We start from the raw sequence: 25,744 nt of genomic DNA on the forward strand, positions 1-25,744 counted from the left end.
TGAGTGAGTCCGAAGTCCCGTCGTCCGTGGGGTCATGGCCGGGAGCGGAGGGCGCGGGCCGCGGCCAGGCACTGCTCGGCGGCCTCCTCGTCCCCCTCCTCTCGGTGCAGTCCGGCAAGCGCTTCCAGCACCCGCACCTGCTCGGAGGGGGACCGGCGCTCCCGTGCCGCGTCGAGGGCGGCCTCGTACAGCGGTCGGGCCTCCGCGGCCCGGCCCAGCCGCAGCAGCACCCGGCCGAGGGCGAATCCGGTGCGCGCGGTCATGCGCTCGCGCTGCAGCTCCCGCGCCATCGCGTGGGCGCGCCGCAACTCCTCCACCGAACGGTCGAGTTCGTCCATCCCCGCGCTCGCCTGCCCGAGCAGATAGGTCAGCAGCATCTCGCCGTAGGGGTTCTCGATCTGCTGGTGCAGGCTCAGAGAGCGTCGGTAGTCCGGAACCGCTTCGGTCCACTTGCCCCGTTCGGCCTGGAGCCGGCCGCGGAATTCGAGTGCGGAGGCGTACAGCTTGCGGTGCTTGTCCTCTCTTTCGACGAGCAGGGCAGCCGCGCTCACCGCGGTTTCCAGCTCCTCCCCGGCCTCGGTGAACCGCTCGCTCTCCCACAGTTTCCGGGCGAGCTGGCAGCGCATCCGGACCGCGGCCGGCAGGTCCTCGGCACGCAGGGCGGCGTCCCGGCCGATGGTGAAGGAGTCGATGTCGTCGGCGCTGCCCGGGTGGTCGAGCTGATGCGTCCACAGGGGTTCGCACAGCGCCCAGGACTCGGCGTAGAGCCCGGCGTCGTAGGCGACGCGTACGCAGGAGTGCAGCACCCGCCGCTCGCTGTGCAGCCAGTGCAGGGCCGCCGGCTTGCCGCGGAAGTCGACGTCCGGGGCGTCGGGCAGTGCCGCGACGCGTGCGGCGAGGGTCATCCGCTCACCGGCCCACAGTTCGTCGGCGCGCTGCGCCTGGCGCAGATGCCAGCGGATGTTCCGCTGCCGCCCGCCGGCCGCCTCCCCGTCCGCCGCGTCGGTCGCCGCGCGGCGGAGGGCATGGGCGCGGACCAGGGAGTGCATCCGCAGCCGGACGGCCCGGTCGTCGTCGAGATCCGGGACGATGTCCAGCAGTCCGGCGTCCTCCAGCTCCTCCAGTGCCTCCTCGGCGGTGTCCTCCCCCGCGCCCAGGAGGGCGACCGCGGCCTGCGGGCTGATGCCCGGCCCGGGTTCGGCGGCGAGCAGGCGGTAGAGCGTACGGGCCGGGGCGCCGAGGTCGTGGTAGGTCGCGTTCCACACCGGCTCCGTCTCCGGCACGCCGTTCTGCTGCAGTTCGATGGTGAGGCCGGCGAGCATCCGCGCCCAGCCGCGCCGCCGGTGCCTGCGAACCCACCGGCCCGCGACGCGCAGGGCGGCGGGCAGACCGGCGCACAGCCGGGCGAGTTCGGCGACGGCTTCCGGATCGGCGGCCGGTGCCGGATCGCCGGCGATGCGGAGCAGGAGCCGCACCGCGTGCTCCTCGGTGAGCGGACGCAGTGGCAGCTCGACCGCCACGCCGGGATCGAGGTCGGCGGGCGTGCGCCGGCCGACGAGGACGACCGCGCTGCCGGCCGACGCGGGCATCAGCAGCTCGGCCTCCCCCTCGAAGCGCCGAACGTTATCGAGGACGACGACGAGCCGTCGGTGCCGGGTCTCGTCCAGATACTGCCGGCGGCGCTCGGCGAGCGAGAGCCCGACCTCGTCCCCGGAACCGTCCAGCGACCGCAGCATCTGGCGCAGCACATCGGCGATGTCCGCGGTACCGTCGCGCCGTCCCTCGTCGAGGTCCGCGTAGAGCACGCCGTCGGGGCAGCTCTCCAACAGCCGTCGGGCTATCCGGAAGCCGAGGGTCGTCTTTCCCACGCCCGCCAGTCCGCTGACGCTGACGATCAGCGGACGCGCCGGATCCGGGCCGCCCGCGCACCAGTCCTCGGTGGCCCGGTGGACCCGCGCCTGTTCGCCCTCGCGGTTCTCGAAGTGCTGGATCTCCACCGGTAACTGACAGGGCGTCCGGCCTTGCGCACCCGATGGCGGCCCGTGCAGATGCACCGATCCGATGTGCTCGGCCTGCACCAGGCTCCCCACCCGGGCTTTCCCCGCCACGCTGTTCCGCGTCATCCCCGTCTCTTCGGCCATGGGTCAACTCTATGGGCGGGCACTGACAGTGGGCAGTGGCCGGTGGCCACCTGGCCGGAGGGCGGGGTCGGCCCACCCGGCCCTGCCGCGCCCCGTCACGTCACCGCCGCCCCCAGGGCCACGAAGACGCAGATCAGGACGAAGAGGAGGGCGAGGAGGGGGGCGATGAAGCGGAGATAGGTGTCGTAGCCGACCTTGGCGAGGGCGACGCCGCCCATGATGACGGCGGTGGTGGGGACCCAGAGGTTCATCCAGCCGCTGGCGGCCTGCCAGGCGGTGACGACCACAGCGCGGGTGACGCCGGCGAAGTCGGCGAGCGGGGCGAGAATCGGCATGGCGAGGGTGGCGTGGCCGGAGGTGGAGGGGATGAGGAAGGCCAGGGGGAGGTTCACGATGAAGACGATGACGCCGAAGAGCGCGGCGGGGGTGCCGGAGACCACGCCCTCGATGGAGTGCAGCACGGTGTCGGTGACCTTGGCGTTGTTCATGATGACGGTGACGCCGCGGGCCAGGACGATGACCAGTGCGGGCGCGATGAAGTCGGCGGCGCCCTGCACGAAGGTCGCGCTGAGCCGCTGCTCCCCCATCCGTGCCAGCAGCCCCACCAGCACCGCGCCGACGAGGAACATCGCCGCCAACTGCGGGAAGGACCAGTCGAGTTCCCAGGCGTACGGGGGCGCGTCGGCGCGGCCGGTGACGGCGCCGGACCACGGGATCACCGAAAAGATCATGAAGGTGAAGAGGAGGGCGACGGCGACCAGGACCGTTTTGTGGAGGGCGGTGAGCGGCGGCGGTTCGGAGACGTCGGGGGCGGTCTGGGCGTGCTCGCGGTCGCCGGGGAGGAAACCGCAGAGCGAGCGGTCGGGGTCGGCGCGGACGCGGCGGGCGTAGCGGATGACGTAGGCGATGGTGACGGCGGTGAGTACCAGCCACATCGCGACCCGGAGCGGGATGCCGTCGCCGAGCGAGATCTCGGCGGCCGAGGAGGCGACGCCGGTGGCGAACGGGTTGACGGTGGAGCACAGCACGCCGATGCCGGCGCCGAGGATGATCGCGCCGGTGGCCACCAGGCGGTCGAAGCCGAGCGCGAGCATCAGGGGGACGATCAGGCCGTAGAAGCCCAGGGTCTCCTCGGCGAAGCCCTCGACGGTGCCCAGGAGGGAGAAGACGGCCATGACTCCGGCAATGAGGAGGGCGCCGCGGTCGCGGAGCCGGTGGGCGAGGCGGCCGATGCCGCGGTCCAGGGCTCCGGTGGCGAAGACGACGGTGATGAAGGCGCCGATGGCCAGGACGAAGAGGAAGACACCGGCGCTCCCGTACAGTTCGCCGCTCAGGTCCGGGCCCACCAGGCCGGTGCGGGCGTCCTTGACTCCGTAGAGGCCGTTGACCGGGGAGAGAAAGAGGTCGCCGAGCCGCTCGGGGAAGGTGCGGCCGGACGGGGTGCGGTGGTAGGAGCCCTGGAGGGGACGGCCGGCGGCGTTGCGGACGTAGGTGCCGGAGGGCAGCACGAACGCCAGCGCCCAGATGACGACCGTGACCAGGACGAGAACGGTGAGGGCACTGGGGAAGGCGAAGCGGCGCCGCTTCTCCCCCTCGGGTTCCGAGGTGTGGGCTTCGTGGGGCACCGAGGGCCCCCTCTCTGCGGCGCCCGGCTGCGTGGACGCACACGTTGAATAACAGTCAATTTTCCGCAGACCGCAGCATATAGGGCATCTTGCTGGCGTCCGGGCTGGCGACTTCGGTTCCGGCGTCCGGCATCCGGCTTCCGATATCCGGCCCAGCCCCCTTCCAAAACTCCATTCCGATCCGCGTACCGCCCGACCGGCCCTGACGGCTCAACTGGGCGGAAAGCAACGCACATTGGCGCTTTCGACGGCTATGCGGCGCCCTCGGAGTCTGGTAGGAAAGCTTCCTAACGATTGGTGAACCCCCACGGGAACCCCCACGGCCAGTCCGACACAGGAGGACTCCATGCGCTCCCGATCGATAGCCAGAGCCGCCGCCCGCGTCACGCTCGGCGTGGCACTGCTCGCCGTCCCCGCGACCGCCGTCCCCGCGACCGCGGTCGCCGTCACCGCCGCACCGGACGGCCGGGCGGCGGCCCCGTCCCCCACCGCACCCCGCACCGCGCGGGCCGCCATCGGGCTGGACGACCCGGCGAAGAAGGAGATCGCCATGCAGCTGGTGTCCAGTGCGGAGAACTCCTCGCTGGACTGGAAGGCCCAGTACGCGTACATCGAGGACATCGGCGACGGCCGCGGCTACACCGGCGGCATCATCGGCTTCACCTCCGGCACGCACGACATGCTGGAGCTCGTCGAGCTGTACACGAAGCGGCAGCCGGACAACGTCCTGGCCAAGTACCTCCCGGCGCTGCGCAAGGTGGACGGCAGCGACTCGCACGACGGCCTGGACCCGGACTACCCGAAGGACTGGCGGACGGCCGCGCAGGACCCTGCCTTCCGGAAGGCGCAGGACGACGAGCGGGACCGGGTGTACTTCGACCCGGCGGTGAAACAGGGGAAGGCCGACGGGGTCGGCGTACTGGGGCAGTTCGCGTACTACGACGCGATCGTGATGCACGGCGCCGGCGACGACCGGACGAGCTTCCCCAAGATCCGCGAGCGGGCGCTGGCCAACGCGAAGCCGCCGGCCCAGGGAGGCGACGAGCGGACGTATCTGAACGCCTTCCTCGACGCCCGGGTGTGGGCGATGCAGCAGGAGCCGGCACACAGCGACACCAGCAGGGTGGACACCGAGCAGCGGGTGTTCCTCAGGGACGGCAACCTGGATCTGCACACACCGCTGGACTGGAAGGTGTACGGGGACAGCTACCACATCGGCTGAGCCCCCGCAGCGGTCCGTGGTCCCTAGCCCGGGCATCCCAACGGCCCGTAAGGAAACGGCGGTTGCCGGGTCCGTACGGGCCGTTGTCGGTGGGTGGAGCCTCAGTGGTTGGTGGGCGAGGTGGCGGCCTCGCCGTCGTCCATGCGGCCGCGGTCGGGCTGCTGGGGGATCTCGGGGACGGCCGCCGGGTCGGATGCGGTCCTCGCGCCGAAGTGGTTGAAGGCCAGGTTGAGGACGATGGCGGCCAGGCAGCCGGTGCTGATGCCGGAGTCCAGGATGACCAGGAGGTCCTTGGGGAAGTTGTGGTAGAACTCCGGCGCCGCGATGGGGATCAGGCCGATGCCCAGCGCCGCGGCCACGATCAGCGCGTTCTCCCCCTTCTCCATGGCGGCGCCGGCCAGCGTCTGGATACCGCTGGCGGCAACCGAGCCGAAGAGGACGATGCCGGCGCCGCCGAGGACCGGCAGCGGCACCAGGGAGATGACCGAGGCGGCGACCGGGCTCAGGCCGAGCACGAGCAGGATCGCCCCGCTGGTGGCCACCACGAAGCGGCTGCGCACCCTGGTCATCGCGACCAGGCCGATGTTCTGGGCGAAGGCGCTGTTGGCGAAGCCGTTGAAGAGCGGGCCGATCGCGGTGCCGAGGGTGTCGGCGCGCAGTCCGCCCTCGATGGTGCGTGCGTCCGCCGGGCGGCCCACGATCTTGCCGAGGGCGAGCATGTCGGCGGTGGACTCGGTCATACAGACCAGCATCACGATGCACATCGAGACGATGGCGGCGAGGTCGAACCGCGGGGTGCCGAAGTGGAACGGCGTCGGGAAGCCGATCAGGTGCGCCCTGGTCAGCACCGAGAAGTCGGTGAGGCCGGCCGGGATGGCGAGCAGCGTGCCGGCGACCAGGCCGAGCAGGATGGCGATCTGCTGGAGGAAGCCGCGCAGCACCCGGCGCAGCACCAGCACGATCAGGAAGGTGACCGCGGCCATCGCGATGTTCTTCAACGAGCCGTAGCCGGCAGCCTGTTCGTCGCCGCCCTGGGACCAGCGGAAGGCGACCGGGAGCAGTGAGACACCGATCAGGGTGATGACGGTGCCGGTGACCACTGGGGGGAAGAAGCGGACGAGTCTGGAGAAGTAGGGGGCGAGGAGGAAGCCGAGGACGCCGGCGACGATGACCGCGCCGAAGATGACCGGCAGCGCGTCGTGCGGACGGTGTTCCTTGGCGATGGCGACCATGGGGGTGACACCGGCGAAGGAGACGCCGTTGACGAAGGGGAGCTTGGCGCCGACCTTCCAGAAGCCGAGGGTCTGGAGCAGGGTGGCGATGCCCGCGGTGAAGAGGCCGGCGCCCATCAGGAACGCGGTCTCGGTGGGGCTGAGCCCGCAGGCGGGCCCCACGATCATCGGCGGGGCCACCACGCCCGCGTACATGGCGGCCACGTGCTGGAGGCCGCTGGTGAACATCTTGAAGGGCGGGAGGGTCTGGTCGACCGGATGCTTCCGGTCCGCCTCCGGCTTCTGCCCGGTAGGTGCGGCCACTGCGGGCCTCCTGTCGATTTCTGCTCCGCCGGGGGGAGTTGGCGGGGCGAGCCTGTCACGGAGGGCGTGCGATGTGGTGCGGGATGCCGAAGTCGCGCTGGTGAGCGTACGGATGACGGATGGCCGCGCTTGTGGCGCCTGGGCGGGGGTTGTGGGGGTGACCGGCCCGGGGGTGCGGAGTGTTCCGCACCCCCGGGGACCGGCGCTTGCGGACCCTGCTCGGGTCCGCAAGCTCAGCCGGGAGCCGTCCCTCCCGGCCGAGTTGGGGGTGTGCCGCGTCCGGGGGATCAGCCCTCGGCCGCGATACGGGCCAGACGCCGGGCCTCGGCCCGCGTGGAGCGGGCGATGGCGTCCTCGTCGATGGTGGTGAGGTGGTTGTCCTCGACCACCGGCCTGCCGTCGACCAGCGACAGCGTGACCGGGGCGGCCGGCCCGAAGACCAGGGCGGTGACCGGGTCGGCGATCGAGGAGTGGCCCAGCCCGTCGAGCTTCCACAGGACCAGGTCGGCGAGCTTGCCCGGCTCCAGGGAGCCGATCTCGGCGGTCCGGCCGAGGACCTGGGCGCCGCCGAAGGTGCCCAGGCGCAGCGCCTGGCGGGCGTTGAGCGCGGCCTCGCGGTGCACCGGGTTCAGGCGGTTGATGAGGAGCGCGTTGCGCAGCTCGGTGTGGAGTTCGCCGGACTCGTTGGAGGCGGTGCCGTCGACGCCGAGGCCGACCGGGACGCCGGCGGCGAGCATGTCCGGGACGCGGGCGATGCCGGCGGCCAAGCGGGCGTTGGACGACGGGCAGTGCGCCACGCCGGTCTTCGTGCGGGCGAAGGCGGCGATGTCGGAGTCGTTCATGTGGACGCAGTGCGCCATCCACACGTCCTCGCCGAGCCAGCCGGTGGACTCGAAGTAGTCGGTCGGGCCCATGCCGAACAGCTCGTGGCAGAACTTCTCCTCCTCCACGGTCTCCGAGCCGTGGGTGTGCATCCGTACGCCCTTGCGGCGGGCCAGCGCGGCGCCCTCGCGGAGGAGTTCGGTGGAGATGGAGAACGGCGAGCAGGGGGCCGCGGCGATGTGCACCATCGAACCGAAGGAGGAGTCGTGGTGCCTGTCGATGGCCTCCTCGGTGCCGAGCAGGGCGCCCTCGGTGGTCTCGACGGCGAAGTCCGGGGGCAAGTGTTGATCAGGCCGGGGGTGACGAGGTGGCCGGTGCCGTCGACGCGCCGGACGACGTTCGCCAGGCCCTCGGGGGCCTTGCCGGCGCCGACGGACTCGATGACGTTGTCGGCGACGACGACATGGCCGCTCGCGTACTCGGTGTCGTCGGCGTCGACGGTCGCGATGGCGCAGTTCTCGATGACGATGCGCTGCCTCACCGCGCTGTCAGGGGATGCCGGTGCTGGTGCCATGGTGCTTTCCTCGTTCTTTCGTGGCGGTTTGGGCACGGCATGGCCCTACGGGATTTGAGTGCCGGAGCCGGGCGAGGCGGCTGACAGTACCGCTGCCCGCGGAGTGCCCCGGGTGCCGAGATGGTGGAAGAACAGGTTGAGCGCGACCGCGACCAGGGCTCCGGCGCTGATTCCGGAGCCGAGCACGGTCTGTGCCCAGGCGGGGAACCCGGCGTAGAAGGTCGGCGCGGCGAGCGGGATGATTCCCGCGCCGAGCGACACGGCCACCAGGATGATGTTGGAGCTGTCTTCGAGTCCGGCTTCGGAGAGCGTGCGGATGCCACTGACCGCGATCGATCCGAACAGGACGATACCCGCGCCGCCGAGGACCGGCATCGGCACCAGCGAGACCACCGCGCCCAGGATGGGGAAGGCGCCGAGGACCAGCAGCACCGCGCCGGCCAGCGCGACGACATAGCGGCTGCGGACCCGGGTCAGCGAGACGACGCCGACGTTCTGCGCGAAGGCGCTGGTCGGGAAGGACCCGAAGACCGGGCCGAGGAGGGTGGCGAGGCCGTCGGTGCGCAGCCCGCGGGTGAGGGTGGCGCTGGTGGTCGGCCGGTCGCAGATCTCGCCGAGGGCGAGCATCCCGGCCGACGACTCCGTCATCAGCACCAGCATCACGATGCAGAGGGAGAGGATCGCGGCGGGCTGGAACTCCGGGGGTCCGAAGGCGAAGGGCGTGGGCAGCGCGGCGATCGGGGCCGAGCGCAGCTCGTCGAAGTTGGTCATCGCGAGCGGGATGGCGGGGAGGGTGCGGCGACCAGGCCGATCAGCAGCGCGATCTGCTTGACGAAGCCCTTGGCGAAGCGCTGGACGAGCAGCACCACGAGGAGGGTGAAGCCGGCCAGCGCGAGGTTCTTGAGCGAGCCGAAGTCGGACATCGCGCCCTTGTCGGCCCCCTCGGCGGTGTCGTTCTTGAGCCCGAAGGGCTCCAGGTCCACGAGGAAGTGGTGCTTGTTCGGGAGCGAGAAACGGATCTCGTCCACCTCGGACCTGTTGTTGATGATGCGCGAACCCATCTGGTACAGGGTCTGCTGGAGCGACAGGCTGTAGGTCTCCGCGAACGCCTGCAGCATGTGCTTCTTGACCTGCTCGTACGAACGCTCCCAGTTGGGCATCCGCTGCTCGTCGGAGGTCCAGTTGAAGCGCCAGCGGCTGGCCACCTGCGTGGCCAGTATGCGGTCGTACGCTTCCTTCAGGGTCGTGTACTTGTCCTTGATGTATCCCCAGAACTCCGAGTTGGTGGAGTTCATCACGATCAGGTCCTTCAGACCGGAGATGACCTGCCAGTTCTCACCGTCGTAGGTGATCTCGGTCAGGCGGACCTCCTGGCCCTTGCGGACGAAGGAGTGCTTGACCTCGTCGGCCCCGATGAAGCGGGAGTTGGCGTCCGAGCTCTCGATGCGCTCCCAGGCGTACTCCTCGATCCGGATCCGGGCCCGCTTGATCGGCTCCTGGCTGGTGACGAAGTGCCGGGCCAGGTGGATGCCGAACTGCTCGGCCGACTCGATCCCGTACTCCTTGGCGAAGGCGTACACGGTGTTCTTGGTGGTGTCGGTGGGCAGGCAGTTGGTGTTGGAGCCGGAGAGGTGGACCTCCTCCAGGTCGCCGGAGAGCGCGACCGAGACGTTGAGGTCCTTGATGTGGTGGGTCGTGCCGTCGCGGGTGATCTTGACGACGCGGTTTTCCGCCTTGCCGTACTGGTTCTGGCCGAGAATCGTGGGCATGTCGGTGCTAGCTCCCTCGGTATACGGAGTAGCCGAACGGGTTGAGCAGCAGCGGTACGTGGTAGTGCTCGCCCGGCTTGACGGCAAAGGTGATTGCCACCTCCGGGAAGAAGGCTCCGCTGTCCCGTAGCGCGGGGGCGTCCTGCTGTTCCTCGGCTTGCTGGTTGACGCTGTGCTGGTGGGAAGAGCCGGGTCGGCTCGACACGAAGTACGCCTCGGTCTCGAACTCGATGCGTACGTGGGTGGTGCCCTCCGGCAGTGCCGGCAGGTTCTTGCAGCGTCCGTCGGCGTCGGTCCGGCCCGTGCCGTGGACGGTCCAGGCATCGCGGCCGGAGCGCACCGAGAGCGTGAGGGCGACGCCCTCGGCGGGGCGGCCCACGCTGGTGTCCAGGATGTGCGTGGACACCGACGCCGGTGCGGCCGTCTCGCTGCTCATACCGGGTCTCCTTCTGCGATGCGGTTCAGGCGGATGCGGTTGATCTTGCCGAGCTCCACACGGACGATCTCGCGCTCCTGTTCCGGCGTGTTGTCGATCCTGTTACGGATCGCGTCACGCATCTGCTCCCCGGTGCGACCGGAGGCACAGATCAGGAAGACGTGGCCGAACTTCTCCTGGTAGGACAGGTTGAGTTCGAGCAGCTCCGTCCTGAGTTCGTCGGAGGCGCCGGCCATACCGCTCTGCTCGCGGTGGGACGTGGCGTCGCCCGGCTTGGGCCGCCCGATGGGCGGGTGCCCGGCCATCGCCTCGGCCAGGTCGTCCGCGGTCAGCTCCGCCATGGCGGCGTCGCTGGCGGCGAACAGGGCGTCGGCGGTGGCGTAGGGGCGCCGGGCGAGGATCCTGCTCCCCCAGGCCCGGCTGGCGCACACCTCGTGCAGGGCGGCCTGGGCCTCGCCGGCATCGGCGGTGTTGAACCGGGTAAGTCCTTGGGGCGTACTCGAAGACACGGGAAGCCTCCGTGGCCTGGTGCTGGACAGCTCTCTTTGGCTGGAAACAGCTAAGACCTCCGGCAACATCACGTCAACACTTTGTTGAAAAGTCGGCAACACAAAAGCCGCCGCCCGGGGTCTCCGAGCGACGGCTTCGGCCGTGGGAGGGCGGATTGCGCCCGCTTCGCCTCAGTCGGCATCCTTCGCGGCGCTTTCCCGATTCAAGTAGTTGTACACGGTGAAACGGCTGACACCGAGGGCGCCCGCGACGGTCTCGACCCCGTGCCGGACCGAGAAGGCTCCCCGGCTCTCCAGTATCCGTACCACCGACTGCTTGGTCTTGCGGTCCAGCTCGGCGAGCGGCATGCCGTGCCGGCGCTCCAGCTCGGCCAGGATGTGGTCGAGCGACTCCGACAGGTGCGGGAGCCGGACGGCCACCCGCTCCTGCCCCTCCCAGGTCAGCACGACGTCGTCACCCCGGGCCTGCTCGGGCGCGACCATCCGGCCGCCCATGGCGTCCACCAGGGGCTTGACCGCCCGGACGAAGGGGTGCTCGGCGGGCTCGCTCACGACGCGTCCCCCCGATGCGCCGCCGCGTCGCCCTGAGGGCCGTCGGCGATCACATTGACCTGGAGCGAGACGCGGGTGGCGCCGGCCTCCAGGGACTGCCGCAGCAGGGCGCCGACCGCGGTCAGCACCCGGTCCGCGTCGCCCTCCGCGGTGTTGCCGAAGGGGCCGACGTCGACGGCGTCCAGCTCGGCACTCGTGACGATCTCCCGCGCCACCACGGCATGGGCCGGCGCCTCGTCCAGATCGAACGGCTCCGTTGTGAACTCAACTCTCAATCGCACGCGGTTCAACCTACGCGCGGTTGGCCCCGTCGACCAGAAATTGCCCGGGACCCCCCTTGACAGCTTTGCCGCACTCCCGGCAGTGTTCCATTACGCAGAAACTAAGTTCCGCTATCCGGAAGGAGCGCCGGGCCTCATGGGTTTCACGGACACGCGCTTCAACGTCAATCTGTCGATCCTGTTCACCGAGCTTCCGTTGCTGGAGCGGCCGGCGGCCGCGCGGGCGGCGGGCTTCACGGCGGTGGAGCTGTGGTGGCCGTGGGTGGACGCCCCGACCCCGGAGCGGGCGGAGCTGACGGCGCTGGGCGACGCCCTGCACGATGCCGGCACGCAGCTGACGGGCCTGAACTTCTACGCCGGCCGCCTGCCCGGCCCGGATCGCGGTGCGCTGTCGATTCCGGGTGAGGAGTCGGAGCGGTTCCGCGCCAACGTGCCGGTGGCGATCGACTTCGCCGCCTCGCTGGGGTGCACCAGCTTCAACGCCCTCTACGGCAACCGCGTCGAGCACGCCACGCCCGAGGAGCAGGACGCGCTCGCGCTGGAGAACCTGGTCTTCGCGGCGCGGGCGGTGGGTGCGGTGGGCGGGACGCTGCTGGTCGAGGCGCTCAACGCGCCGGAGTCGCCGGCCTGCCCGATCGTCTCGGCGCCCCGGGCGATCGAGGTGGTCGACGCGGTCAACGCCGCCACCGGCCTGGACAACGCCCGGTTCCTGATGGACCTGTACCACCTGTCGATGAACGGCGAGGACCTCGAAGAGGTCATCGACCGCTACACCGCGTGGACCGGCCATGTGCAGATCGCCGACAATCCCGGCCGCGGCGCCCCCGGCACCGGCTCGCTCCCGCTGGAGCAACTCCTGGGCCGGCTGCGGAAGAACGGCTACGAGGGCTGGGTCGGCCTGGAGTACAAGCCCGGTGAGCGGACCGGCGCCGAGTGCTTCACCTGGCTGCCGCCGGCCCTGCGCGCCGCCCGCTGACCGCCGTTGCGGCCCGCCCCGGCCTGTCCGCCCCCGTCGGCCTGCTGGCCGGGCGTGTCCCTCCCCTTGTCCTGAGTGTGTGAAAGAGGCTTTGCGATGAGTAATCTCCCCAAGATCGCCTGGATCGGGCTGGGCATCATGGGTTCGCCCATGTCCGAGAACCTGATCAAGGCCGGTTACGACGTCACCGGTTACACCCTGGAGGCCGACAAGCTGCGGCGGCTGGCCGCGGCCGGCGGGACCGCGGCGGACTCGATCGCGCAGGCGGTGCGGGAGGCCGACGTGATCGTCACCATGGTCCCGGCGTCCCCGCAGGTCGAGGCCATCGCCTACGGCCCCGACGGGATCCTGGCCCACGCCAGGCGGGGGGCGCTGCTGATCGACATGTCCTCGATCACCCCGCAGACCTCCATCGACCTGGCCAAGGCGGCCGCCGAGCAGGGCATCCGTGTCCTGGACGCGCCGGTCTCCGGCGGCGAGGCCGGCGCCATCGAAGCCGTCCTGTCGATCATGGTCGGCGGCAACAGCGACGACTTCGACGCCGCCCAGCCGATCCTTCAGGCACTGGGCAGGACCATCGTGCGGTGCGGACCGCACGGCTCCGGCCAGACCGTCAAGGCCGCCAACCAGCTCATCGTCGCCGTCAACATCCAAGCCTGCGCCGAGGCCGTGGTCTTCCTGGAGAAGTCCGGCGTCGACCTGCCCGCCGCCCTCGACGTCCTGAACGGCGGCCTGGCCGGCTCCACGGTGCTGACCCGCAAGACCGGCAACTTCCTGAACCGCGACTTCCAGCCCGGCTTCCGGATCGACCTGCACCACAAGGACATGGGCATCGTCACCGACGCCGCCCGCACCGTCGGCGCCGCCCTGCCCGTCGGCACGGTCGTCGCCAACCTCGTCGCCTCCCTGCGCGCCCAGGGCGACGGCGGCCTGGACCACTCCGCCCTCCTCCGCGGCGTCGAACGCCTCTCCGGATACGACCTCAAGGACTGAGACCCGGATCATGGGGGCACGTCGGATTCCCGCCGTACAGGCGGCCGTTGAGATCATGAAGGACGAGGGCGCCGACACCGTCTTCGGCTGCCCCGGCGCCGCGCTGCTGCCGCTGTACGCGGCGCTGGAGCGGACCGGCGGCCTGGCCCATCTGTCCGCGGGCCACGCCGAGGGCGCCGCACTCATGGCCGACGGCTGGGCCCGGACGACCGGGCGGACCGGCGTGGCCGCGGTGGCGGGCGGGCCCGGGGCGGTCCGGCTGCTGAGCGGCCTGTACGCGGCGCAGCAGGACGCCGTCCCGCTGGTGTGCGTCACCGGCCGGGAGGCGTCCGTGCCGCCCGCCCCCGCCGTACCGCTGCGGCACGCGGGCCACCGTCCGCCGGATCTGGTCCGGCTGGCCGGTGCGGTCACCAAGCGTGCCGAGCGGATCGAGGACCCCGCGCGGATCCCGGGCGCTTTCCGTGAGGCGTTCCGGATCGCGCGGGAGGGCCGGCCCGGGCCCGTACTGATCGACGTTCCGGCCGACCTGGCCGCGGCGGAGATCGTGTGCGGCCCGGGGCCGGCCGCCCCCTCCGCTCCCGGCGCCGGACCGGTACTGGTGGACGGCGACCGGTCCCCGGCGCCGGGAGCGGCGGTACCCCGGGTACCCCTGTCCGTGCCCGCGGAGCGGGTGGCCCCCGGGGTCCGCCGGGCCCTGGCGGAGCTGGCCGAGGTCTTCGGTGCGCGATCGCCGGCGGACACCCATGTCGTCGGCGGACTGCCGGAGGTGTGCACCGCTGACGCCGGCCCTCCCCGGCGCCGTCACCGGGTGCTGCGCCGGCACGGCCCGCCCGGCTGGGAGGTGCCGACCGCGATCGGGGTCCGCAAGGCGCTGGACTCCCGGGGCGAGCGGGCGGCGGAGGTCGTGGTGGTCGTCGACGGCCGCGGTTTCCCGCTGACGGCCGGGGAGTTGGCCGCGGCGGCGCAGTACGAAGTGCCGTTCGTGGTGGTGCTGCTCGGCGGCCCCGAGGACGCCGACCCGTTCACGGATCCGGTGAAGCTCGCCGAGGCGTACGGCTGCACGGGCCGCGACGTGCGCGATCCGGCGGAGCTGCGTTCGGCGGTCGAGTGGGCCCGCAAGGAGGCCGTCTCCACCCGGCGGCCGGTCCTGCTGGAGGTCCGCACCGGGCCGTGAAACCAAGCTTCCGGGCGGCGGTCGCGCTGACACCTGTCCTGTCGCGCCCAGGCGCGGCCGCCGCCCGGAATACTCACCCGGGTTTTGTTTCAACAAACTGTTGACGTTTGGTCGGAGCGCTTTCTACGCTCCGACATGCGGAAGCCAACTTCCGCGCTCTCGTACGGAAGGTCACCATGTCGAAGCCCACGCCGACGGCGCGCGTTCTCACCACGGAGGCTGGCGCCCCCGTCGCCGACAACCAGAACTCCTCGACCGCCGGCGTCGGCGGCCCGATCCTTCTCCAGGACCAGCACCTGCTGGAGAAGCTCGCGCGCTTCAACCGCGAGCGCATCCCGGAGCGCGTCGTGCACGCCCGTGGCTCCGGCGCCTACGGCTACTTCGAGGTGACCGACGACGTCACCGCCTTCACCCGGGCCGACTTCCTCAACACCGTGGGCAAGCGGACCGAGTTGTTCATCCGCTTCTCGACCGTGGCCGACAGCCTGGGCGGCGCGGACGCCGTGCGGGACCCGCGCGGTTTCGCGGTGAAGTTCTACACCGAGGAGGGCAACTACGACCTCGTCGGCAACAACACCCCGGTGTTCTTCATCAAGGACCCGCTGAAGTTCCCCGACTTCATCCACTCGCAGAAGCGCGACCCGTTCACCGGCAAGCAGGAGCCGGACAACGTCTGGGACTTCTGGGCGCACGCCCCCGAGGCCACCCACCAGGTCACCTGGCTCATGGGCGACCGCGGCATCCCCGCCTCCTACCGCCACATGAACGGCTACGGCTCCCACACCTACCAGTGGACCAACGCCGAGGGCGAAGCCTTCTTCGTCAAGTACCACTTCAAGACGAACCAGGGCGTCCGCAGCCTCTCCGCCGACCAGGCCCAGGAGCTGGTGGGCAAGGACGCCAACAGCCACCAGACCGACCTGCTGCAGTCCATCGAGCGCGGCGTGTACCCCTCCTGGACGCTGTACGTGCAGGTCATGCCGGCGGCCGAGGCGGCCGGCTACCGCTTCAACCCGTTCGACCTGACCAAGGTGTGGCCGCACGCGGACTACCCGCTCCAGCGGGTCGGCCGGATGGTCCTGGACCGCAACCCCGACAACGTCTTCGCCGAGGTCGAGCAGGCCGCGTTCTCGCCGAACAACTTCGTACCCGGCATCGGCCCGTCCCCGGACAAGATGCTGCAGGGCCGGCTGTTCGCCTACGCCGACGCGCACCGCTACCGCCTGGGCGTCAACCACACCCAGCTCGCGGTCAACGCCCCCAGGGCGACCGCGGCCAACAACTACGGCCGGGACGGCTTCATGGCGAGCAACGCCTACGGCCGTCACGCCAAGAACTACGAGCCGAACTCCTACGACGGCCCGGTCCAGACCGACCGGCCGCTCTCCGCGCCGCTGGCCGTCTCCGGCTACGTCGGCACCCACGCGGCCGCGGCCCACACCAAGGACGACGACTTCTTCCAGGCCGGTGAGCTGTACCGCCTGATGTCCGAGGACGAGAAGAAGCGCCTGGTGGAGAACATCGCCGGCGGCCTCTCCCAGGTCGGCCGGGACGACGTGATCGAGAAGAACCTCGCGCACTTCCACGCCGCCGACCCGGACTACGGCAAGCGCGTCGAGGCGCGCGTCCGTGAGCTGCGCGAGGACTGACGGGAGGTCGGCATCCCCGCGCTCCCGTACCGGCCGGCCCGTTGAGGGGTGGTCGGCCGGTACGGGGAGGCAGCGCGGAGCTCCGCGGGACGCGGGGAGATTCCAGTGCGGTGGCAGGCCCGCCCGTCAAGGAGGGCGGGCCGCCTCCCCACCGCGGAGCCCGCCTGCTGCCACCCACCACAAACCCCTCCCCTCCTGCGCCGTCCGGCGGTGTGATGTCCCGTCGCGCCCATCTCCCGCACCGCCGGACGGAACCACTCACAGGGCCCGGTACGCGTACGGTCACGCGCGCCGGGCCCTGTGCCGTGCCCGCGCTCCCCCGTGCCCCCTTGCGACCGGCGGCTCTCGGCGCATTCCCGCCCCGCACGGGCGCGTTTGGAGGCACCATGGACGCCCAGCAGAGCCGACCGACCGCCTGCCCGACCTGCCCGGAGCCGACCATGGCCGACAGCGTGCCGGTGCGGTGCCCCACGTGCCGCCGCGAGAACGCCTTCACCCCGCCGACCTTCCCCTGCGCCTGCGGTGCCCCGCTGACCCTGCCGGTGCTGCGCGGCGGGGTGCCGGTCGAGATACTGCACCGCACCTGGGAGGCGTCCTGGGTGGAGGTCCGGTGCGAGGTGTGCGGACGGCAGGACGCCTGGCCGGCGCCGGAGAGCGGCTGCGCCTGCGGCACCGTCGTCCGGGTGCCGGTCGACCCGCCGCCCGTGGCGCCGGCCGCGCCCACACCGCCCACCGGCCCGCGCCCCTCTCCCGCCGCGCGTCCGGGGTCCGGGCCGGACGCCGAACCGCCGCCGCAGCGGCCGGTGTTCCGCCCGGTGACGATCCGGACCGCGCGGGACTGCGTCAGCGCGGCCGCGCAGTACCTGAAGTGGCTGGGCTTCGCCGACGTGGCCCGGTCCCAGGAGCGGACCGCCGCCGGCGTGGACCTGCGCGGCACCGGCGTGGTGGCTCAGGTCGACCCGACGACCCGGGCCACCACCCTCCGCGACATCGAGTGCCTCTGGCTCAACGGCCTGGCCGATTCCGCGGTCGCGGTCTTCTTCTCGCTGGCCGGCTACGCCCGCGACGCCCGTTCGCGCGCCGACGACCTGCACGTCCCGCTGTTCGTCATGGACCTCACCGGCACCCCGCAGCCGGTCAACGACGCGGCCGACGAGCTGATCGGCCCGGGGGACCGGCCGACCGGCTGAGCCCGCCGCCCGACGGACCGGGCCCGGCGCCCGAAAACCGTTCGCCCCGAGGCACCCGGGCGACGACACTGACCGCATGCTCATCCGCGTCCCGGACCCCGCCGACCTGCCCGCCCTGCGCGCCCTCGAACGCGCCGCCGGAGAGGGTTTCCGAGCCCTCGGCATGGCACCGGTCGCGGACGACGAGCCGCCGTCGCCAGCGTTGCTGACGGAGTATCAGCAGGCGGGCCGGGCCCTCGCCGCCTACGACACCGACCGGCCCGGCGAGCCGCCCCGCGGCTACCTCCTGTGGGACCGGGTCGACGGCTGCGCCCATATCGAGCAGGTCTCGGTCCACCCGGAGCGGGCCCGCCGCGGCATCGGCCGGACCCTGATCGACCGCGCGGAGCGGGCGAGCGGGCTGCCGGCGCTGACCCTGACCACCTTCGCCGACGTGCCGTGGAACGCCCCGTACTACGCCCGGCTCGGCTTCCGCCGGCTGGCCGCGGACACGCTGACGCCGGGCCTGCGGGCGATCCGCGCGCACGAGGCGGAGCTGGGACTGGACCGCTGGCCCCGGGTCTGCATGCGCCGCGAGGCGGGAGCACACGGGCGAAGCCGCTCGGTACGACACATAATGTGCCGGTGATCGATGCCAACGCCCTCCGTGCCGCCTGCCTGGGATTCAACGGCGCGACCGAGGAGAACCCCTTTCCCCGGCACCCGGAGGTCTCGACGTTCAAGGTGGGCGGCAAGATCTTCGCGCTGACGTCGCTGGACGCCACGCCGCTGACGGTCAGCCTCAAGTGCGACCCCGAGCTGGCTCAACGGCTGCGCGCGGCGCACCCCGAGGTGGTGCCCGGCTACCACCTCAACAAGCGCCACTGGAACACCGTTTCACTGACCGGCGGCCTGCCCGACCGCCTGGTCCGGGAGATGATCGAGGACTCCTACGACCTGGTCGTCGCCTCGCTTCCGCGCGCCCGGCGACTCCTCCTGGACTGGCCCGGCGGGCGCCACTGACCCCCGCCGGGCCGGCGGTCAGCCCTGCGGCGGCAGGACGGCGCGGATGCCGCCCTGTGCGGTGGCCGGCGCGACGGTGTCGTAACCGCCGTTCACCGCGCCGTTGCCGGCGTACTCGGCGGTGTAGCCGCCGCGCAGCACCTCGGCGCCGGAGCGCGGCCGCACGGCGTCACAGGACGCCTGGCCTGCGATGTCCGTCCGGGCCACGCACAGCACCTTGCCGGTGGTGTCCTTGAAGGTGATGGTGGCGTTCCAGATGGCGTCCTGCGGACCGGCGGCGCGGGCCCGCACCAGGGTGGCGTGCAGCCCGACGACCTTCAGCGGCCTGGTGGACAGCGTGGCCTTGCCGGCGGTCAGCCGGGTCGCCATCTCGGGCACCGTGGCGGCCGGTTCGCACAGGCCCCGGTTCCAGTCGAAGAGACCACCGGGGGTGCAGGTCGCGTGCCCGTCCTCGGTCGCGACGCGGTGGGTGACCGGGTCGCAGCGGTAGAAGCGCGCGGCGCTGTCGGCGTCCACCACGGTCGGCGCCACGGTCGCCGCGTCCTCGCCGCTCGCGCAGCCGGCGGTGAGCACCTCGCGGGTGGGACCGTCCGGAGTGCCGGGCTGGACGACGTCGGCGTAGGCGGGGGCGGCGAAGCTCCCCAGGGCGGCGGCCACGGCGGCGGCAGTGGTCGCCCAACGTGCGATACGGGTCATGAATGTCCCCTCTTGGCGGGAATCCCGCGGGATTTCCGGCCTGGTTAACGGCCGTACTGCTCGGCCTGGTTGACGGCCTTTCACCCGTTCCCGACGACGGAGAACGGGCCGGTTCAGGACCCTATCGGCCGGGCGGGCGGGAACCGACGGCGACCCGGTCGCGGGGGCCGGGTGTCGCCGCCGTGGCCCGCCTGCCGGGGGCGCTCCCCCGGCTCCCCACCGCGCCCACCGGAAAGGATTCAGCCCGTCACACCGCCCCCAGACTGTCCTCGCGGGCCGTCGCCGCCCCGACGGGTTTTCCCGGCCGCTCCGCCGAGGTCTCCGCCCGGTTCTCCGCCGCCCCCGGCGCCGGCGTCCCCCACTGCGCCGCGAGCCGCTCGCGGAGCTCGATCTTGCGGACCTTGCCGCTGACGGTCATGGGGAAGGCGTCGGTGATCTCCAGATAGCGCGGCACCTTGTAGTGCGCGAGCCGCGAGCGGCAGAAGCGGGCCAGCTCGTCGCGGGTCAGGGTGTCGGCGGGATCGCGGAGGATCACACAGGCGGCGATCTCCTCGCCGTACTTGGCGTCCGGGACCCCGACGACCTGCACATCGGCGATCTTGGGATGGGAGTAGAGGAACTCCTCGATCTCCCGCGGGTAGACGTTCTCCCCACCCCTGATGATCATGTCCTTGATGCGGCCGACGATCCGCACGTAACCGTCGTCGTTCATCACCGCCAGGTCGCCGGTGTGCATCCAGCGGGCCGGGTCGACGGCCTCGGCGGTGCGCTCCGGGTCCTCCCAGTAGCCGAGCATCACGCTGTAGCCGCGGGTGCACAGCTCGCCGGGGGTGCCACGGGGCACGGTCACCCCGCTCGACGGGTCCACGACCTTGACCTCGATGTGCGGCAGCACCCGGCCGACGGTCGCGGTGCGGTGCTCCAGGTCGTCGTCCCGCCGGGTCTGGGTGGAGACCGGCGAAGTCTCGGTCATGCCGTAGCAGATGGCGACCTCGGCCATGTGCATCTCGGACATCACCCGCTTCATCACCTCCTCCGGGCAGGGCGAGCCGGCCATGATGCCGGTGCGCAGCGAGGAGAGGTCGTAGCCGGCGAAGTCCGGGAGGTTCAGCTCGGCGATGAACATGGTGGGCACGCCGTAGAGCGAGGTGCAGCGCTCGTCCTGGACGGCCCGGAGGGTGGCGGCCGGCTCGAAGGCGGGCCCCGGGACGACGATGCAGGCGCCGTGCGAGGTGATGCCGAGGTTGCCCATCACCATGCCGAAGCAGTGGTAGAAGGGCACCGGCAGGCACACCCGGTCGTGCTCGGTGTAGCCGAGCGTCTCGGCCACCCAGTAGCCGTTGTTGAGGATGTTGTGGTGGGAGAGGGTGGCGCCCTTGGGGAAGCCGGTGGTGCCCGAGGTGTACTGGATGTTGACCGGGTCGTCGGCGGTCAGGGCCTTCTCGCACTCGGCGAGCCGGGTGTGCGGCACGGCGGCGCCGGCGGCCAGCAGCCCGCCCCAGGTCGGGTCGCCGATGTAGACCACGTCGCGCAGCGCCGGGCAGTCGGCCCGCACCTGCTCGATCATCCGCCGGTAGTCGCTGGTCTTGTGGGCGATGGCGGAGACCAGCACGGTCACCCCGGCCTGCTTCAGGACGTACGCCAGCTCGTGGACCCGGTAGGCGGGGTTGACGTTGACGAGGATCGCGCCGATCCGGGCGGTGGCGTACTGGACGAGGACCCACTCGGCGCAGTTCGGCGCCCAGATGCCGACCCGGTCGCCCTTGCCGACGCCCTTGGCGAGCAGCCCGAGCGCCACCTCCTCGACGGCGCGGCCCAGTTCGGCGTAGGTCCAGCGGCGGCCGCCGGCCACCTCGACGAGCGCCTCCCGGTCGCCGAAGCGGGCGATGGTGCGGGCCAGGTCGGCGCCGATGGTGTGGCCGAGCAGCGGCCGGTCCGCCGCCCCGCTCGCATACGACAGTTCGGTGTGCGACTGACTGGTCAACGGTGGTTCTCCTCCCAGTACTCGGCACCGCCGTACCGCCCCGCGCGGTGCGCTCGCGCGGGGCGGTACGGCGGATCTCGCCGGAGACGGCTTCCCACGAACATCCCGTTCGTGCCCTGCCCAGCATGGCGTCCGCCGGGGTCCGACGCGATGCCCGGCCACTGTGCGGCTCCCACCTTCGCCCAGGCGTCATCCGTTCAGCAGAAGCCGGTCGGCCGCGGGACACCACAGCCGCCGCGACGACCGGCCCGACCACTGGCCCGACGACCGAAGCGACGGCCGGAGCGACGGCCGCCCGCGCGGAAACACGCACCGACGCCGGCGCCGCACCGGACCACCCGCGGGATCTCACCCGGAATGGTGACCCCGGTCGCCAACAGGCGTGTGCCGTCGGCCCGTTGCTCGTGCGGCTGCCGACGCCGGCGAACAGCTAGCTCCGTCGGGGAACTTGTGGCTGAATGACCTTGACGCGGGACCGCACAGGACGTTGCATGCGGTGTACCCGCGTCCTTCCCCTCCCCCGAGACGGAGAACCGCCGTGACCGCTGCGACCCGTGAGCTGTTCGAGCGCTACCACGCCTGTTGGGAGGCCCGCGACCCCGACCGGATCGCCGAACTCCACACCGCCGATTCGGTGTTCCACCTGCACTCCGGCCAGGCTCCGGCACGGGGACGCGCGGCCGTTCGCGAGGCGGCGGCCGGGATGTTCGCGCTCGTCCCGGACCTGGCCTTCGCGTTCGTCTCACTCCGCACCGGCGAGGACTTCTGGGCCGTCCAGTTCAAGCTGACCGGCACGTCCGCGGCCGGCGCCCCGTTCGAGGTCGATCTCGCGGACTTCGTACTGGTCGAGGACGGCGCGGTGAAGGAGAAGCACTCCTACGTGGACGGGGTGGCGATGCAGGCCGCGCTGGCGTCCCCCGAGCCGGCCGGAGCGCAGACCGGCTGAACGGGCCGGGCACTCTCGTGACCCGGCCCGCCGCCGACGTGCCGCTCAGCCCCGTACGGCGTCCTCGCCGCCGGGGGTCGCCCCGGCGGCGGGGCCCGGCGTGCTGTGCCGGGTGAACGCCCACAGCACCAGCCCGAGGCAGCTGAACGTCGCGCCCAGGGCGCAGACGGCGCCCCAGCCGGCCACCGTGTAGAGGGAGGTCGCGGCGATGGCGCCGGTGGCGCTGCCGACCGAGTAGAAGACCATGTAGCCGCCGATCAGCCGGCTGCCCGCGTCCGGGTGCAGCGCGTAGATCAGGGTCTGGTTGGTGACGTGCACCGCCTGCACGGCGAGGTCGAGCAGGATCACCCCGGCGAAGAGGGCCCACAGCGAGCTGCGGGTGTAGGCCAGGGGCAGCCATGAGACGGCGAGCAGCGCCAGGGCGATGCCGGTGGTCCGCCGGGAGAGGCCGCGGTCGTTCAGGCGGCCCGCCACGGTCGCGGCCAGGGCGCCGGCGACACCGATCAGCCCCAGCGCCCCGATCGCGCTGTGCGACAGGAAGTACGGGGCCTCGCTGAGCGGCAGCGCGATACTGCTCCACAGGGTGCTGAAGGCGGCGAAGATCAGCAGGCAGAACAGGGCCCGGAGCCGCAGCAGCCGTTCCCGCGCGAACAGGCTGAGCGTGGAGCGCAGGAGTTGTCCGTAGCGCAGGGTCGTCGGCGGAGCCTCGCTGTGCCGCGGCAGCACGCGGTACAGGACCAGGGCGAGCAGCGCGGTGAGCGACGCCGAGGCGAGGTAGACGGAGCGCCAGCCCGCGAGATCGGCGATGAGGCCGGACGCGGTCCGGGCGAGCAGGATGCCGGTGACCACGCCGCTGGTGACCAGACCGACGACCCGTCCGCGCCCGGCGGGCGGCGCCAGGGATGCCGCGAAGGCCACCAACGTCTGTGTGACGACCGCGAGTAGCCCCGTCGCGGCCATGCCGGCGAGCAGGACCGCCGCCGTACGGGCGGCGGCCACCACGGCCAACGCCACGACCAGAAGCAGCAGTTGGGCCACGATGAGCCGTCTGCGGTTGGCCACATCACCCAGCGGCACCAGGAAGAACAGCCCGAGCCCGTATCCGACGTGCGTGAGGGTGACCACGCTGCCGACGAGTGCCGGGCTCATGGCGAGGTCGTGGCCCATGGTCACCAGGAGCGGCTGCGAGAAGTAGACGTTGGCCACCGCCGCCCCGCAGGCGACGGCGAAGAGTATGACGACGCCACGGGACAGGACGAACCCGGGCCCCTCCCCGCCCCGGGCCTCAGTCCTTCGCGTCACGGCCGCACGATTGCCGGGCATCAGCACTCCCCACTCCCCCACCGACTTACTCGTCGGAGGTCTCGACACTCGGTTTCAATTTGAAACCAGCGTGACAGTAAGCTCTCCTGGTAGCATGTTGCAACCATCGCGAGATCGTGAGCATCGTGAGAGTGAGTGACGCCATGGTGACCAGAACCCGCTTCGACGACAGCGAATGTCCCGTCGCCCGGTCCGTGGACGCGATCGGCGACTGGTGGTCCCTGCTGATCGTCCGGGACGCCTTCGACGGAAGCCGGCGCTTCGGGGAGTTCCAGCGCAGCCTCGGCGTGGCGAAGAACATCCTCACCGCGCGCCTGCGCACCCTCGTTGCCGGCGGTGTCCTCGAATCCGTCCCCGCCTCGGACGGCAGCGCCTACCGCGAGTACGTACTGACCCCGAAGGGCAGGGCGCTCTTCCCCGTCATCGTGGCACTACGACAGTGGGGCGAACAGCACTTCTTCGCCCCCGGCGAACCGCACTCGGAACTGGTCGACCGCCGCCGGGGACACCCCCTGCGCACCCTGGAAGTACTGTCCGCCGACGGGCAACGACTCGACCCCGACGACACCACCGTCCACAAGGTCTCCGCCCCCTGACCCGAGCACTCGGGACGGCGACGGCCAACCAGGAGCTGAAGTCCGCTCAGTTGACGCCTCGGTCCAGGCCGGACCAGTACGGCCGGCGGAGTTTGAACTTCTGGATCTTGCCGGTGGCGGTGCGGGGGATGGAGTCGCGGAACTCGACCGAGGTGGGGGCCTTGTAGCCGGCCATGTGCCGCTTGCAGTGGGCGATGATGTCGGATTCCCCGGCCGTCGCGCCCTCGGCGAGGACGACCAGGGCCTTGATGGTCTCGCCCCACTTCTCGTGGGGGACGCCGATGACGGCGACCTCGGCGACGGCCGGGTGGCTGAAGATGGTGTCCTCGACCTCGATGGAGGAGACGTTCTCGCCGCCGGTGATGATGACGTCCTTCTTGCGGTCGGAGATCGTCAGGTGGCCGTCGTTCTCGTCGAGGGTGCCGCCGTCGCCGGTGTGGAACCAGCCGTCTTCCAGAGCCTGTGCCGTCTCCTCCGGCTTTTCCCAGTAGCCGTCGAGGACCGTGTTCGAGCGGGCCAGGACCTCGCCGGCCGCTGAGATCCTGAGTTTGACGCCGAGTGCGGGGACGCCCGCGCGGGAGAGCCTGCGGGCCCTTTCCTCGGCGGGGAGGTCCACGTCGGCGGGGCGGGTGCGGTTGAAGGTGAGGAGGGGGGAGGTCTCGGTCAGGCCGTAGAGCTGGGTGAACTCCCAGCCCAGCTCCTCCTCGATCCGCTGGATGGTCCTGGTGGGCGGCGGGGCGCCGGCGCAGATGACGCGGACGCGGTCGCGGCCCGGGATCTCGCCCTGCCAGGTCGTCGCGGCGTCGAGCACCATGTTCCAGACGGCGGGGGCGCCGCACATGACGGTGACGCCGTGTTCGTCGACGCGCCGGAGGATCTCGGCTCCGTCGACCTTGCGCAGGACCACCTGCTTCACCCCCAGGCCCGCCATCACATACGGCATGCCCCAGCCGTTGCAGTGGAACATCGGGAGGGTGTGCAGGTAGACGTCGCGCTCCCAGACACGGGTGTGCAGGCCGAAGGTCATGCCGTTGACCCAGATGTTGCGGTGGGTGAGCTGGACGCCCTTGGGGCGGGCGGTGGTGCCGGAGGTGTAGTTGATCGTGGCGGTGGCGTCCTCGTCGGGACGGGACCACGGGCGGGGGGCGATACCGAACCGCATCAGGTCCGTCTCGGTCTGGTCGCCGAGGACGAAGCGGTGGCGCACCTTGATGTCGGAGAGGGCGTCGTCCAGTTCGGGGTCGACGAGGAGGACGGACGAGCCGCTCTGCTCCACCAGGTAGGCGACCTCTTCGGGCTTGAGACGGAAGTTGATCGGGACGCAGATGCGGCCGCTCATCGGGACCGCGAACAGTAGCTCCAGCAGACGTGCGGAGTTGTGGGCGGCCACTGCCACGCGTTCGCCCTCGCCGACTCCGAGGGCGTCCAGGCCCGCCTGCCAGGCGCGGACGCGTTCGGCGAACCGTCCATAGGTCGCCTCGGGCACCGGCGGGGCGGGTTGCCGCGGCTCGTCGACGACGCCGGGGCTGTCGCGGAACCCCAACTCGGCCCGGTCGAGGAAGTCGGCGATCGTCATCGGTGTCCGCATGCGTTCTCTCCTGTGCTGGTCGTGCCCGGGACAATCACGTGTGCAGGTGGCAGTGCGTCAGGTGTGCAGGTGGAAGTGAGTGTGGCAGTTGGCGCGGCCGCCGGCAGCTCTTGCGGCCGCAATCGTCATGCGGTCAGCCGTCATTGCCCGTCATTGCCGGC

The 25,744-nt window shown here is 71.5% G+C and carries 21 protein-coding genes and 3 pseudogenes; 10 read left to right on the plus strand and 14 right to left on the minus strand.

What is annotated here, in order from left to right; genetic code table 11:
* Window positions 1-32: 32 nt before the first annotated feature.
* The gene (locus ACRAS8_RS07915) at window positions 33-2,141 is read right to left on the minus strand and encodes a tetratricopeptide repeat protein (RefSeq protein WP_438485172.1); all 2,109 of its coding nucleotides are present in this window, start codon (window positions 2,139-2,141) and stop codon (window positions 33-35) included.
* 95 nt (window positions 2,142-2,236) lie between these two features.
* Window positions 2,237-3,766 (minus strand): YfcC family protein, encoded by a 1,530-nt coding sequence (locus tag ACRAS8_RS07920; RefSeq protein WP_438485174.1) that lies wholly within the window; start codon window positions 3,764-3,766, stop codon window positions 2,237-2,239.
* 346 nt (window positions 3,767-4,112) lie between these two features.
* Here ACRAS8_RS07920 and ACRAS8_RS07925 point away from each other — a divergent pair, with 346 nt between their 5' ends.
* Window positions 4,113-4,988: a chitosanase gene (locus tag ACRAS8_RS07925; RefSeq protein WP_438485176.1), complete on the plus strand. Its 876-nt coding sequence runs from the start codon at window positions 4,113-4,115 to the stop codon at window positions 4,986-4,988.
* Between the two features lie 101 nt (window positions 4,989-5,089).
* On the opposite strand, the gene ACRAS8_RS07930 is transcribed toward ACRAS8_RS07925, so the two are convergent.
* The 8 genes and pseudogenes from ACRAS8_RS07930 to ACRAS8_RS07965 form a co-directional block, all read right to left on the minus strand.
* Window positions 5,090-6,523 carry a nucleobase:cation symporter-2 family protein gene (locus ACRAS8_RS07930; RefSeq protein WP_438485177.1) on the minus strand — a complete coding sequence of 478 codons (1,434 nt, stop codon included), beginning with the start codon at window positions 6,521-6,523 and terminating at the stop codon, window positions 5,090-5,092.
* A gap of 287 nt (window positions 6,524-6,810) precedes the next feature.
* Window positions 6,811-7,919: pseudogene (locus ACRAS8_RS07935) on the minus strand (amidohydrolase family protein).
* 45 nt (window positions 7,920-7,964) lie between these two features.
* A pseudogene (locus ACRAS8_RS07940) lies at window positions 7,965-8,839 on the minus strand (solute carrier family 23 protein); the annotation flags it as partial.
* Between the two features lie 30 nt (window positions 8,840-8,869).
* Window positions 8,870-9,688: pseudogene (pucL, locus tag ACRAS8_RS07945) on the minus strand (factor-independent urate hydroxylase); the annotation flags it as partial.
* Window positions 9,689-9,695: 7 nt separating this feature from the next.
* Window positions 9,696-10,124, minus strand: a complete 429-nt coding sequence (gene uraH / locus ACRAS8_RS07950) for a hydroxyisourate hydrolase (protein ID WP_438485178.1) — start codon at window positions 10,122-10,124, stop codon at window positions 9,696-9,698.
* Window positions 10,121-10,633 (minus strand): 2-oxo-4-hydroxy-4-carboxy-5-ureidoimidazoline decarboxylase, encoded by a 513-nt coding sequence (gene uraD / locus ACRAS8_RS07955; protein WP_438485179.1) that lies wholly within the window; start codon window positions 10,631-10,633, stop codon window positions 10,121-10,123. The genes uraH and uraD overlap by 4 nt, the downstream gene beginning before the upstream one ends.
* A gap of 171 nt (window positions 10,634-10,804) precedes the next feature.
* Window positions 10,805-11,185, minus strand: a complete 381-nt coding sequence (locus tag ACRAS8_RS07960; RefSeq protein ID WP_438485180.1) for a helix-turn-helix domain-containing protein — start codon at window positions 11,183-11,185, stop codon at window positions 10,805-10,807.
* The gene (locus ACRAS8_RS07965; protein WP_438485181.1) at window positions 11,182-11,466 is read right to left on the minus strand and encodes a thiamine-binding protein; all 285 of its coding nucleotides are present in this window, start codon (window positions 11,464-11,466) and stop codon (window positions 11,182-11,184) included. The genes ACRAS8_RS07960 and ACRAS8_RS07965 overlap by 4 nt, the downstream gene beginning before the upstream one ends.
* 136 nt (window positions 11,467-11,602) lie before the next feature.
* On the opposite strand from ACRAS8_RS07965, the gene ACRAS8_RS07970 reads away from it, so the two are divergent.
* The 7 genes from ACRAS8_RS07970 to ACRAS8_RS08000 all read left to right on the plus strand — a co-directional run bounded on the left by ACRAS8_RS07970 (window position 11,603) and on the right by ACRAS8_RS08000 (window position 18,450).
* Entirely contained in the window at window positions 11,603-12,442 is an 840-nt protein-coding gene (locus tag ACRAS8_RS07970; RefSeq protein WP_438485182.1) for a TIM barrel protein, read from the plus strand.
* A 96-nt stretch (window positions 12,443-12,538) separates the two neighbouring features.
* A complete protein-coding gene (locus ACRAS8_RS07975) occupies window positions 12,539-13,435 on the plus strand; it encodes a 2-hydroxy-3-oxopropionate reductase (RefSeq protein WP_438485184.1) in 897 nt (298 codons plus the stop codon).
* A 10-nt stretch (window positions 13,436-13,445) separates the two neighbouring features.
* The gene (locus ACRAS8_RS07980; RefSeq protein WP_438485186.1) at window positions 13,446-14,609 is read left to right on the plus strand and encodes a thiamine pyrophosphate-binding protein; all 1,164 of its coding nucleotides are present in this window, start codon (window positions 13,446-13,448) and stop codon (window positions 14,607-14,609) included.
* Between the two features lie 176 nt (window positions 14,610-14,785).
* Window positions 14,786-16,258 carry a catalase gene (locus tag ACRAS8_RS07985; protein WP_438485188.1) on the plus strand — a complete coding sequence of 491 codons (1,473 nt, stop codon included), beginning with the start codon at window positions 14,786-14,788 and terminating at the stop codon, window positions 16,256-16,258.
* Between the two features lie 440 nt (window positions 16,259-16,698).
* Window positions 16,699-17,448: a hypothetical protein gene (locus ACRAS8_RS07990; RefSeq protein ID WP_438490380.1), complete on the plus strand. Its 750-nt coding sequence runs from the start codon at window positions 16,699-16,701 to the stop codon at window positions 17,446-17,448.
* A 76-nt stretch (window positions 17,449-17,524) separates the two neighbouring features.
* On the plus strand, window positions 17,525-18,076 hold the full coding sequence (locus ACRAS8_RS07995; protein ID WP_438485189.1) for a GNAT family N-acetyltransferase: 552 nt from the start codon (window positions 17,525-17,527) through the stop codon (window positions 18,074-18,076).
* Window positions 18,073-18,450, plus strand: coding sequence for an MmcQ/YjbR family DNA-binding protein (locus ACRAS8_RS08000; protein ID WP_438485191.1), 378 nt, complete (start codon window positions 18,073-18,075; stop codon window positions 18,448-18,450). Before ACRAS8_RS07995 ends, ACRAS8_RS08000 begins: the two co-directional genes overlap by 4 nt.
* Window positions 18,451-18,468: 18 nt before the next feature.
* On the opposite strand, the gene ACRAS8_RS08005 is transcribed toward ACRAS8_RS08000, so the two are convergent.
* Window positions 18,469-19,146 (minus strand): hypothetical protein, encoded by a 678-nt coding sequence (locus ACRAS8_RS08005; RefSeq protein WP_438485193.1) that lies wholly within the window; start codon window positions 19,144-19,146, stop codon window positions 18,469-18,471.
* Window positions 19,147-19,393: 247 nt separating this feature from the next.
* On the minus strand, window positions 19,394-21,130 hold the full coding sequence (locus tag ACRAS8_RS08010) for an AMP-binding protein (protein WP_438485195.1): 1,737 nt from the start codon (window positions 21,128-21,130) through the stop codon (window positions 19,394-19,396).
* A 538-nt stretch (window positions 21,131-21,668) separates the two neighbouring features.
* On the opposite strand from ACRAS8_RS08010, the gene ACRAS8_RS08015 reads away from it, so the two are divergent.
* A complete protein-coding gene (locus ACRAS8_RS08015; protein ID WP_438485197.1) occupies window positions 21,669-22,076 on the plus strand; it encodes a nuclear transport factor 2 family protein in 408 nt (135 codons plus the stop codon).
* A 45-nt stretch (window positions 22,077-22,121) separates the two neighbouring features.
* On the opposite strand, the gene ACRAS8_RS08020 is transcribed toward ACRAS8_RS08015, so the two are convergent.
* Window positions 22,122-23,399, minus strand: a complete 1,278-nt coding sequence (locus ACRAS8_RS08020) for an MFS transporter (RefSeq protein WP_438485199.1) — start codon at window positions 23,397-23,399, stop codon at window positions 22,122-22,124.
* A 143-nt stretch (window positions 23,400-23,542) separates the two neighbouring features.
* On the opposite strand from ACRAS8_RS08020, the gene ACRAS8_RS08025 reads away from it, so the two are divergent.
* Window positions 23,543-23,995, plus strand: a complete 453-nt coding sequence (locus ACRAS8_RS08025; RefSeq protein ID WP_438490381.1) for a winged helix-turn-helix transcriptional regulator — start codon at window positions 23,543-23,545, stop codon at window positions 23,993-23,995.
* Between the two features lie 46 nt (window positions 23,996-24,041).
* On the opposite strand, the gene ACRAS8_RS08030 is transcribed toward ACRAS8_RS08025, so the two are convergent.
* Window positions 24,042-25,583, minus strand: coding sequence for an AMP-binding protein (locus ACRAS8_RS08030; RefSeq protein WP_438485201.1), 1,542 nt, complete (start codon window positions 25,581-25,583; stop codon window positions 24,042-24,044).
* Between the last annotated feature and the right edge of the window lie 161 nt (window positions 25,584-25,744).

Origin of the sequence: Streptomyces sp. S186 (genome assembly GCF_051603415.1) — a bacterium.
In the GTDB taxonomy this organism is placed as follows: domain Bacteria; phylum Actinomycetota; class Actinomycetes; order Streptomycetales; family Streptomycetaceae; genus Streptomyces.

Coding starts and splice junctions, on each gene's coding strand:
- ACRAS8_RS07995 (WP_438485189.1), top strand. CDS start 17,525: ATGCTCATCCGCGTCCCGGACCCCGCCGACCTGCCCGCCCTGCGCGCC.
- ACRAS8_RS07980 (WP_438485186.1), top strand. CDS start 13,446: ATGGGGGCACGTCGGATTCCCGCCGTACAGGCGGCCGTTGAGATCATG.
- ACRAS8_RS07975 (WP_438485184.1), top strand. CDS start 12,539: ATGAGTAATCTCCCCAAGATCGCCTGGATCGGGCTGGGCATCATGGGT.
- ACRAS8_RS07985 (WP_438485188.1), top strand. CDS start 14,786: ATGTCGAAGCCCACGCCGACGGCGCGCGTTCTCACCACGGAGGCTGGC.
- uraH (WP_438485178.1), bottom strand. CDS start 10,124: ATGAGCAGCGAGACGGCCGCACCGGCGTCGGTGTCCACGCACATCCTG.
- ACRAS8_RS07925 (WP_438485176.1), top strand. CDS start 4,113: ATGCGCTCCCGATCGATAGCCAGAGCCGCCGCCCGCGTCACGCTCGGC.
- ACRAS8_RS07970 (WP_438485182.1), top strand. CDS start 11,603: ATGGGTTTCACGGACACGCGCTTCAACGTCAATCTGTCGATCCTGTTC.
- ACRAS8_RS07990 (WP_438490380.1), top strand. CDS start 16,699: ATGGCCGACAGCGTGCCGGTGCGGTGCCCCACGTGCCGCCGCGAGAAC.
- ACRAS8_RS08005 (WP_438485193.1), bottom strand. CDS start 19,146: ATGACCCGTATCGCACGTTGGGCGACCACTGCCGCCGCCGTGGCCGCC.
- ACRAS8_RS08020 (WP_438485199.1), bottom strand. CDS start 23,399: ATGCCCGGCAATCGTGCGGCCGTGACGCGAAGGACTGAGGCCCGGGGC.
- ACRAS8_RS08025 (WP_438490381.1), top strand. CDS start 23,543: ATGGTGACCAGAACCCGCTTCGACGACAGCGAATGTCCCGTCGCCCGG.
- ACRAS8_RS07915 (WP_438485172.1), bottom strand. CDS start 2,141: ATGGCCGAAGAGACGGGGATGACGCGGAACAGCGTGGCGGGGAAAGCC.
- ACRAS8_RS08030 (WP_438485201.1), bottom strand. CDS start 25,583: ATGCGGACACCGATGACGATCGCCGACTTCCTCGACCGGGCCGAGTTG.